General features: G+C 50.2%; 9 protein-coding genes. 1 reads left to right on the top strand and 8 read right to left on the bottom strand.

Features of this window, described 5'->3' with window-relative positions:
- Positions 1 to 193: 193 nt before the first annotated feature.
- Positions 194 to 595 (bottom strand): lipocalin-like domain-containing protein, encoded by a 402-nt coding sequence (locus tag DWU89_RS17530; protein ID WP_115500929.1) that lies wholly within the window; start codon positions 593 to 595, stop codon positions 194 to 196.
- 156 nt (positions 596 to 751) lie between these two features.
- Here DWU89_RS17530 and DWU89_RS17525 point away from each other — a divergent pair, with 156 nt between their 5' ends.
- A complete protein-coding gene (locus DWU89_RS17525) occupies positions 752 to 1,867 on the top strand; it encodes a glycoside hydrolase family 43 protein (protein ID WP_115500928.1) in 1,116 nt (371 codons plus the stop codon).
- A 31-nt stretch (positions 1,868 to 1,898) separates the two neighbouring features.
- Here the strand turns inward: DWU89_RS17525 and bioD are convergent, their stop codons facing one another.
- Genes bioD through DWU89_RS17490 form a run of 7 tightly spaced genes read right to left on the bottom strand, consistent with a single transcriptional unit; the run spans position 1,899 to position 7,827 of the window.
- Complete coding sequence (gene bioD, locus DWU89_RS17520) at positions 1,899 to 2,576, bottom strand: dethiobiotin synthase (protein WP_115500927.1); 678 nt, start codon at positions 2,574 to 2,576, stop codon at positions 1,899 to 1,901.
- A 7-nt stretch (positions 2,577 to 2,583) separates the two neighbouring features.
- Positions 2,584 to 3,345 carry a malonyl-ACP O-methyltransferase BioC gene (gene bioC / locus DWU89_RS17515; protein ID WP_115500926.1) on the bottom strand — a complete coding sequence of 254 codons (762 nt, stop codon included), beginning with the start codon at positions 3,343 to 3,345 and terminating at the stop codon, positions 2,584 to 2,586.
- On the bottom strand, positions 3,333 to 3,995 hold the full coding sequence (locus tag DWU89_RS17510) for a DUF452 family protein (RefSeq protein ID WP_115500925.1): 663 nt from the start codon (positions 3,993 to 3,995) through the stop codon (positions 3,333 to 3,335). The genes bioC and DWU89_RS17510 overlap by 13 nt, the downstream gene beginning before the upstream one ends.
- Positions 3,995 to 5,137, bottom strand: coding sequence for an 8-amino-7-oxononanoate synthase (locus DWU89_RS17505; RefSeq protein ID WP_115500924.1), 1,143 nt, complete (start codon positions 5,135 to 5,137; stop codon positions 3,995 to 3,997). The genes DWU89_RS17510 and DWU89_RS17505 overlap by 1 nt, the downstream gene beginning before the upstream one ends.
- Positions 5,138 to 5,157: 20 nt before the next feature.
- Entirely contained in the window at positions 5,158 to 6,438 is a 1,281-nt protein-coding gene (gene bioA, locus DWU89_RS17500; RefSeq protein WP_115500923.1) for an adenosylmethionine--8-amino-7-oxononanoate transaminase, read from the bottom strand.
- Complete coding sequence (bioB, locus tag DWU89_RS17495) at positions 6,435 to 7,415, bottom strand: biotin synthase BioB (RefSeq protein ID WP_115500922.1); 981 nt, start codon at positions 7,413 to 7,415, stop codon at positions 6,435 to 6,437. The genes bioA and bioB overlap by 4 nt, the downstream gene beginning before the upstream one ends.
- On the bottom strand, positions 7,399 to 7,827 hold the full coding sequence (locus DWU89_RS17490; RefSeq protein WP_115500921.1) for a hypothetical protein: 429 nt from the start codon (positions 7,825 to 7,827) through the stop codon (positions 7,399 to 7,401). Before DWU89_RS17490 ends, bioB begins: the two co-directional genes overlap by 17 nt.
- Positions 7,828 to 7,840: the final 13 nt, after the last annotated feature.

Below are 7,840 nucleotides of genomic sequence, written 5' to 3'. Positions count from 1 at the left end.
GTATATTTTCGATTGTGTCGCTTTTCTTTACACATTTTTATTTTCTAATTGTGTAAACTTTTTTCCGTACAAGTCAGCGGCGCCTAAATGTTCCGAAAAACATAGGATCTGTAATGGTACGGGTCCTGGCTTTTTTATATGAACTTCCTGTAAGAAACTTTGGTTTCGAAAGAGTCTTTAAGATTAGCTGCTATCAGAACTTCCGGAAAGTATAAGTCTTCCCTTCGCTGTTAAGTATTAACTGCTTGGATGTCAATTTGTCAATAGTGTAAGTCCGCTTGGTCGAATCCCAATCGGTATATGGCAGGAATTTCCCAACTGGTCTCGGGTCGCTTATCAGTTCCAGCAGGAGCGTTTTATCTCCTTCCATGACATTGTAACCATAACAGTGGAGGAATGAATCGACAGCCGGGAAGTAAATCTGGTACATGAATAAAGAGTGCTCGAAATTGAAATAAACCGTATCGGTCTCCTGGATTGTTCCGCTCGCTTCTACCTGTTGCAACTGCCATTTTCCGAATAACTTGGATTCTGTATCTTTACTACATGCGACAAAAAGGAATGCACAAACTGCTATCAATATATTTCTAACCATAGTCTTACTTGCTTCAATAAGTTGTCAAAGGAAAGGAAATATTTTCAAAATCGCAAGTTAAATATATATAGCAGTCGCAGGTATTTTTACAATTGGCTTCTGTTTCGTATATTTGTGTCATTATTTACTTTGTGTTTTTAATTATACAAACATTCTATGATACGAATAAAACAATTAGTACTACTGCTTTTGGTCGCATTGACCATCTCTTCATGTGTGAACAAGGCTCAAAAGGAGGATATCCTTGTCTACTCGAATCCCCTCCCGGTACAGTTTGGTGATCCCTATGTCTTGCTGGCATCGGACGGTCTATATTATATGTATGGGACAGGTGGCGGAGCTGTTGACGGTTTCTGCGTCTATTCTTCACCGGATATGGTCAACTGGAAAGCAGAAGGACAGGTTTTTCGGGGGAATGTTCCCGGTTCATGGGGCGTTGCCAACTTCTGGGCTCCTGAAGTCTATGAACGTAATGGTAAGTTCTACATGCTCTACAGCGCCGACTGGAAGGAAAACCCGACCAATGAACTCGAAAACTTCCGTATCGGCGTGGCTGTGGCAGACAAGCCGACCGGTCCTTTTAAGGAACTTTCCGATAAACCTCTGTTTGACCCGGGATATCCGGTTATCGACGGAAACCTCGTGGATGATGGCAATGGCCGTACTTATATGTACTTCTCCCGTTGCTGCTACAAGCATCCGGTAGAGAGCGAGATCGCCGAACAGGCCCGGAAAGAAGGGAAGTTCAATGAAATAGAGGAGAGCTGGATTTACGGTATAGAGGTGAAACCCGACCTGACGGATGTCATCGGTGAGCCTGTACTTATCTTGCGTCCCCCGGTAAAACTCGATGACACGCAATCCGAATGGGAAAGCCGTTCCGTCACTACCGGAGAGGTGAACCGCCGTTGGACCGAAGGCCCTTATACGCTCAAGAAGGGAGACACTTACTATATGATGTATTCGGCCAATTATTTCGGGGGCAAGAATTATGCTGTCGGTTATGCTACATCGAAGAATCCGCTCGGCTCTTTCACCAAGTCAAGTGATAATCCTGTCCTGCAAAAGAACGTGGAGCAGGGAGGCATCGTTACCGGTACCGGGCATAACAGTGTGACCTGGTCTAAAGACGGCAAGCAGATGTATTGCGTCTATCACGGACGGACACAGGAGACCGGTGACGAACGGGTCGTCTTCATCGACAAGATGGGAATAGACGACAACGGGCGTCTATACGTCGAAGGTCCGACAACCACTCCGCAAAAGAAATAGTGCGGATCTTCTCCCTGAATATATAAACTGCTTACAGCAGACAGTCGATATCCACCTCCGTTCCTGCATCCGACTCCTCCGGGAGAAGGATGACCGGAGTACCGGGGAACTCTTTCTCCAGATATTGTTTGAGATATTCCAACGTATTGGCTGTAATCAGCTCGTCAGTCGGGGGATAGAGGTTGTAGATGACAGCTTCGACCCGTATGCCGTATTGCTTGCAGGCATACAGGCTTAGCAGCGTGTGGTTGATACTGCCCAACTTACCGGACGTGACCAGGACTACCGGATATCCCTGTTCTTTTACATAATCGATTGTCAGCGAATGGAAGTCATTTGGAACCATCAATCCTCCTGCGCCTTCCAGCAGGACATATTCATATTTCCCCTGTAGCCGGCGGGTCGCTTCGGTGATCACCGACAGGTCGATTGTCCGCCCATCCTTTGCCGCCGCCATATGTGGGGAACAGGGATAGGTGAAGATATAGGGGCAGGTCAGTCCCTCCTTGTCCTCTTCCGTGAAGGAAATACCTTGCAGGCGGCGGTGCATCTCTATATCCTCCGAAGTCTCCGTGCAGCCGGTCTGGATCATTTTCTGGGTGATTACTTGTTTCCCTTTTCCGGCTAATGCGCGTGCAAGAATACCGGTGGCAAAGGTCTTGCCGATGTTGGTATCGATACCTGTGATGAATAATACTTTTCCTTTCATAAGCTGTTTATTTTTTTATCGCCACAACATAGAGAGGGCGGTATGTGAGTGTTACTTGATTGTTGGCTGCCGGAAACTGTTCTCGGTAGCGATTGCAGAAAGAAGCCAGCATGCCCTTTGTCCAGAGACCGTTTCCCGTAGCCGTTACTCCTGTCGCTTTTAGGTGCTTCAATACATCCAGCGGACTGTTGAAAGTCAGGCGGATTATCTCTTCTTCACAATGCCGGAGGTCGAAGCCGGCGGACAACCATCCGGCAAGTTCGCTGGCAGTGGGATAGGATAGTCCTTTTCCCGTTAGCTCTTTTATCTCTGACAGGTTACCGGGGGCAAAGGTGCTGAACAGAAGCGTACCGTGCGGTTCCAGCAGTCTCGCCAGCTTGCCGAGAAACTTTTCCGGCTCTTTCATCCACTGGAAGGCTGAGGCAGAAGCTATCAGGTCGAACTTGCCGGGAAAGGGGATCGCTTCTGCATCTCCCATGATAAAGCGAGGAGGGCAACCCTGAAATAGTTTGCTTACCTTCTCCCGGCAACCTTCGCAAAGGTCATTCAACACCCATTCCTCCGCCTTGCATTGTTCGATAAGGGAACGGGTGAAACCACCTGTTCCACAGCCGATTTCCAGGATGCGCCCATAATGTCCTCCCACTGGTCCGGGCAGGAGAGATGCTAATTTTCGGCTAATCCGATGCTGTGCATCCGCCTGGCTGTCATAACTTGTCAATGCGCGGGTGAAGCGATGCTGTATGCGTTCTCTGTCTATTGCTTCCATATTTCATTCCATTGTTTCCATAAATAAAAAGGATAGTGAGGCGCCTCCAATACGGTTACCTGGCAACGGTTTTGCCAGTAATTGTGCAGGTTGGCGAACGGAAAAATCCGGTCGCCGGATGCGATAACAGCCCGGGTCCAGAAGTTGTCAGCGACAGGCTTTACCGCATCTTCATTGATATGGGTGTAGAGCGTCTGTAGCTCCTCGCGCACCTCGTCAACCGGGCGGGTAGCCACTTGTTCGTAGGTTTGGAGCACTTCCCGTCCTCCACACATCCGACGGTTGAAACGGTGCATGCCCTCCTCCGTTACATTCGCAAGCGTTCCTTCGAATACGGCAGGCGGGATTCCCCAGGTGTCGTGAACGGGATAGTCCGTCCCATTAATCGCAATAGTTTCTACAAACATATCCTTTTTCCCCCGGAACAGGGCCGAGGCTACCCATACGCCCAATGACCATGCCACCAGGCGGATTTCCTTGTAAGCCGACAGGCCCTCCCCGAAGCGGAGGTCGCGGTAGTCATAGCAGATCCAAACGTCCGTACCGGGCTCTGCTTTTAGCGGGCGGAACAGTTCCGGAGATGCTGACCACCCGGAAAAGAACAGCAATAGACGTCCTTGCCCCTTATTGACTTGCTTATCTATTTTCATTAGTCTATACTGTTAATCAATTCTTTTATTTCACTTTCCGTTACATTGGCCGTCAGTGAGAAACGTATTCGTGCCGTTCCTTTCGGAACTGTCGGCGGACGGACAGGCAGGCAATAGAAACCTTTCCGCTGTAATCTTAGGCTCGTCTCCACACAGTCTTCGTTTTCCCCGATGATGAAAGGAATGATGTGGCTGGATGAAATTTCTCCTCCCTTGCCTTTTAATGCTTCCGATAGCAGACGGCTGGTTGTGGCGAGTCTCTGCCGTTCTTCCGTAAACTCAGGAAGCTTCTCGAAAATGTACCGGGTCCAGGCAATCTGGGCAGGTGGGAGGGCGGTGCTAAAGATAAGTGGGCGCATGGTATTGATCAGGTATTCCCGAATCGTCCGGCTGCATAGCAGGTAGGCGCCCATAGATGCCAATGCCTTTCCAAAAGTACCGACCAGTAGGTCTATATCCCCGATGCAATCTTGTTCTTCCGCAATCCCTAATCCTGTTTTACCTCTTACCCCAATGGCATGCGCTTCATCGACATAGAGCCATACGTTTGGGAATTGTCGCTTTAGGGAAACGAGTTGGCGGAGGTCGGCGACATCACCGTCCATACTGAAGATGCTTTCCGTGACGATAATGAGCTGTTCGTATTCATGTGCATATTTGGCAAGCAATCGTGCCAGATGCTCGTTGTCATTGTGGCGGTATCGCTGATAAGGAGCGCCGCTCAGCAAGAGCCCGTCTATGATGCTGGCATGTACCAGTTTGTCCGCCAGTATCAGCGTTTGTTTGTCCGCCAGGGCGGGAAGTATGCCTGTATTGGCATGATAACCACTGTTGAACAGCAAAGCGGCCTCGCGCCCGAATCGTTCGGACAAGCATTCCTCGAGCTCGGTATAAACTTTGAAATTGCCGGTTAATAGTCTGGAGGACGAGGATGAGAAAAGCCAATCGTTTTCCTGCATCTCCCTCAGAAACTCTTCACGCAGCTCCTTGCGTGACGCCAGGCCGAGATAGTCGTTGGAGGAAAGATTCAGCATCTTCCGCTCTTCTTTCCATATCCATTTCCCTTCGTGTATGACTTCCGGCAGACTCCGCAGATTACCTGTCTCTTTCAGTTTCTCTAATAATATGTTGTAATCTTTCATTGCTTTGTTGTTATGATTTATCAGAAAACACGAAGCAGGCCACTTGTCAATTTCGACAATTCTTTATTTGTTATGACGAACGGAGGCATGAGATAAACCAGCTTTCCGAACGGACGTACCCAGATGCCTTCTTTGACAAATCGCTCTTGGAGGATGGCCATGTCGACAGGCTCTTTCATTTCGATCACCCCGATAGCGCCTAACACCCGTACCTCTTTCACGCTGGGGAAGGAGCCTGCCGGAGCGAGTTCGGCTTTTAATTGTGCTTCTATCGCGTGAACCTTTTCCTGCCAGCCATTTTCCAATAGAAGGGAAACGGATGCCGAGGCGATGGCGCAAGCTAACGGATTTCCCATAAAAGTGGGGCCGTGCATGAAACATCCCGCTTCACCGCTGCAAATCATGTCAGCTACCGCTGTACTGGTAATCGTGGCGGAAAGCGTCAGATAACCTCCGGTCAAGGCTTTACCGATACACATGATATCCGGTTCGACACCCGCCCACTCCCAGGCAAAGAGCCGGCCGGTCCGACCGAATCCTGTAGCGATCTCATCGAATATAAGCAAGACGTCGTATTGGTCGCATAACTCCCGTGCCCGTACCAGAAATGTAGGGGAGTAGAAATACATTCCTCCGGCTCCCTGTACGATCGGTTCGAGTATAAGGGCAGCAATCTCTCCGGCGTGTTTTGCCAACAGGTCTTTCAGGGGATCCATCGCTTTCTCATCCCATTCGTCATGAAACCTGACGGAAGGCTGGGGGATGAAGAACTGGACGGGAAGGCTTCCGGCGAAGATACCGTGCATGCCTGTTACCGGATCGCAAACAGACATTGCGTGCCAAGTGTCGCCATGATATCCGCTCCGGATTGTGGCAAAGGCATGTTTCCGGTTCTTTCCCTTCCGGCACTTCGATTGCCAATATTGGATCGCCATTTTCATGGCGACTTCGACCGCAACGGAGCCGCTGTCGGCAAAGAATATCTTTTCCATCGAGGGTGGTAGCAGCGGTAAAAGCTTGGCTGCCAACTCGACGACGGGTTCATGTGTCAGTCCTCCGAACATGATGTGACTCATTTTGTCTATCTGCTCACGGACGGCAGCATTTAGCACCGGGTGGTTATATCCATGCACGGCTGCCCACCAAGACGACATACCGTCAATCAGTTTACGGCCATCTTTCAGCGTAATCGTTACGCCTTCTGCCCGTTCAACCGGATAGACCGGTAGCGGATTAATGGTCGAAGTATAGGGGTGCCAGACGTGTTCACGGTCAAAACTCAGTATTTCTTCTGTTGTCATCTTTCCCAATCTGTATTTTCAGTTAATGAATATCCTTCCGTTGTGAAAAGGGCTTTGTCTTCTGCCACCCGGCTGCCGATGGTGGTCAGGAGGTCTCCGATGATGGCTGCGTTAATGCCAATACGGAGCGCCTTGCGCTGGGTCTCCTCGCTCAGCCTTGCCCGTCCGCCGGAGAAGCGCAGGTAAGCCTTCGGGTTGATGAAGCGGAAGAGGGCGATGGTGGTCAGGATCTCTTCATCGGTCAACGGCTTCGTCTCTCCGAGTGGCGTCCCGGGAATGGGCTGGAGCAGGTTTAGGGGGATCGAAAGGATGCCTTCCCTTTGAAGGAAGAGGGCCATCTCGATGCGTTGCTCCATCGTTTCGCCCATGCCGATGATGCCACCGCTACAGATGCGGAAGCCTATCTTGCGGGCGGTGCGGATGGTTTCCATTTTCTGCTCCATCGTGTGTGTTGTACATAGGGTGCGGAAGTAGGAGGGTGCTGTTTCTATGTTACAGTGATAGTTTTCCGTCCCACTGTCATAAAGGGCTTGCAGTTGCTCGCGGCTGAGGAGGCCCATCGAGGCGCAGCATTTGATGTCTGTAGCCTGCTTGATCTGCCGGATGGTGTCGGTCACCTTTACCATATCTTTTTCGGAAACCTTCTTGCCACTGGTGACAAGGGCGAACCGCCCGATTCCCTGCCGGCGGTTGTAGGTGGCATGGCGGATACATTCTTCTGCCGGCAAGAGGGGATAAAGTGTCACGTTCGTATTGTAGTGTCCCGACTGGGCACACCATTTACAGTCTTCGCTGCAGTTCCCGCTCTTGGCATTGATGATAGAGCAGGTGTCGAACTTGTTTCCCATGAAGTGGCGGGTGATTTGGCGGGCGGCTTCATAGAGGGCTTCCTTGTCGGGGGAGGCTGCCAGGATGTTTGCCTGTTCTTCGTTGAGCAGTCCGCCTGCGAGGACGTGTTGTTTAAGCTTTTCGATCATATAATATGTATTTGTATAAACAGAAAGCGCGGAAGGCTCTCAGCATATAATAGCTGAAGCCTTCCGCGCTTTCGGAAATGTTATTTTTTATTGTCTGTGTTGCTTGCGCTGCCGCTGGGCGGCTAACGGTCAGAATGAGGCATACCGCCTGCTCGAACAGGAGTGATAGTGTATCCCCGACGACTTCGTCACGGCTTGTTTTGTCTTCCATCATCTCTTCTTCTCCTGTCTTGTCGAAGGAGAGTACCGATGTATGGTTAGAACCATTCTTTACCTGGAAGCGCTCGGACACGTGTGCTGCCAGTTGCCCAATCGTTACGGCACGCTGCACACTGATGAAAGCAGCATACCCTTTCCGGCTCCATCTTCTGAAGCGGATTGTGACCGGCTTATGTGCATACTGCTTTTTCATCTTTTATCTGTTC

The sequence above is a fragment of the Parabacteroides acidifaciens genome (assembly GCF_003363715.1).
GTDB classification, from domain to species: Bacteria; Bacteroidota; Bacteroidia; order Bacteroidales; family Tannerellaceae; genus Parabacteroides; species Parabacteroides acidifaciens.
Note: the sequence above shows the minus strand (reverse complement) of the source record. Positions and strands in the feature narration are given on the sequence as shown.

What these genes read in the sequence shown, in the direction of transcription:
- DWU89_RS17530 (WP_115500929.1), bottom strand. Translation starts at nt 595, where the DNA reads ATGGTTAGAAATATATTGATAGCAGTTTGTGCATTCCTTTTTGTCGCA.
- DWU89_RS17510 (WP_115500925.1), bottom strand. Translation starts at nt 3,995, where the DNA reads ATGAAAATAGATAAGCAAGTCAATAAGGGGCAAGGACGTCTATTGCTG.
- DWU89_RS17490 (WP_115500921.1), bottom strand. Translation starts at nt 7,827, where the DNA reads ATGAAAAAGCAGTATGCACATAAGCCGGTCACAATCCGCTTCAGAAGA.
- DWU89_RS17505 (WP_115500924.1), bottom strand. Translation starts at nt 5,137, where the DNA reads ATGAAAGATTACAACATATTATTAGAGAAACTGAAAGAGACAGGTAAT.
- bioD (WP_115500927.1), bottom strand. Translation starts at nt 2,576, where the DNA reads ATGAAAGGAAAAGTATTATTCATCACAGGTATCGATACCAACATCGGC.
- bioB (WP_115500922.1), bottom strand. Translation starts at nt 7,415, where the DNA reads ATGATCGAAAAGCTTAAACAACACGTCCTCGCAGGCGGACTGCTCAAC.
- bioA (WP_115500923.1), bottom strand. Translation starts at nt 6,438, where the DNA reads ATGACAACAGAAGAAATACTGAGTTTTGACCGTGAACACGTCTGGCAC.
- DWU89_RS17525 (WP_115500928.1), top strand. Translation starts at nt 752, where the DNA reads ATGATACGAATAAAACAATTAGTACTACTGCTTTTGGTCGCATTGACC.
- bioC (WP_115500926.1), bottom strand. Translation starts at nt 3,345, where the DNA reads ATGGAAGCAATAGACAGAGAACGCATACAGCATCGCTTCACCCGCGCA.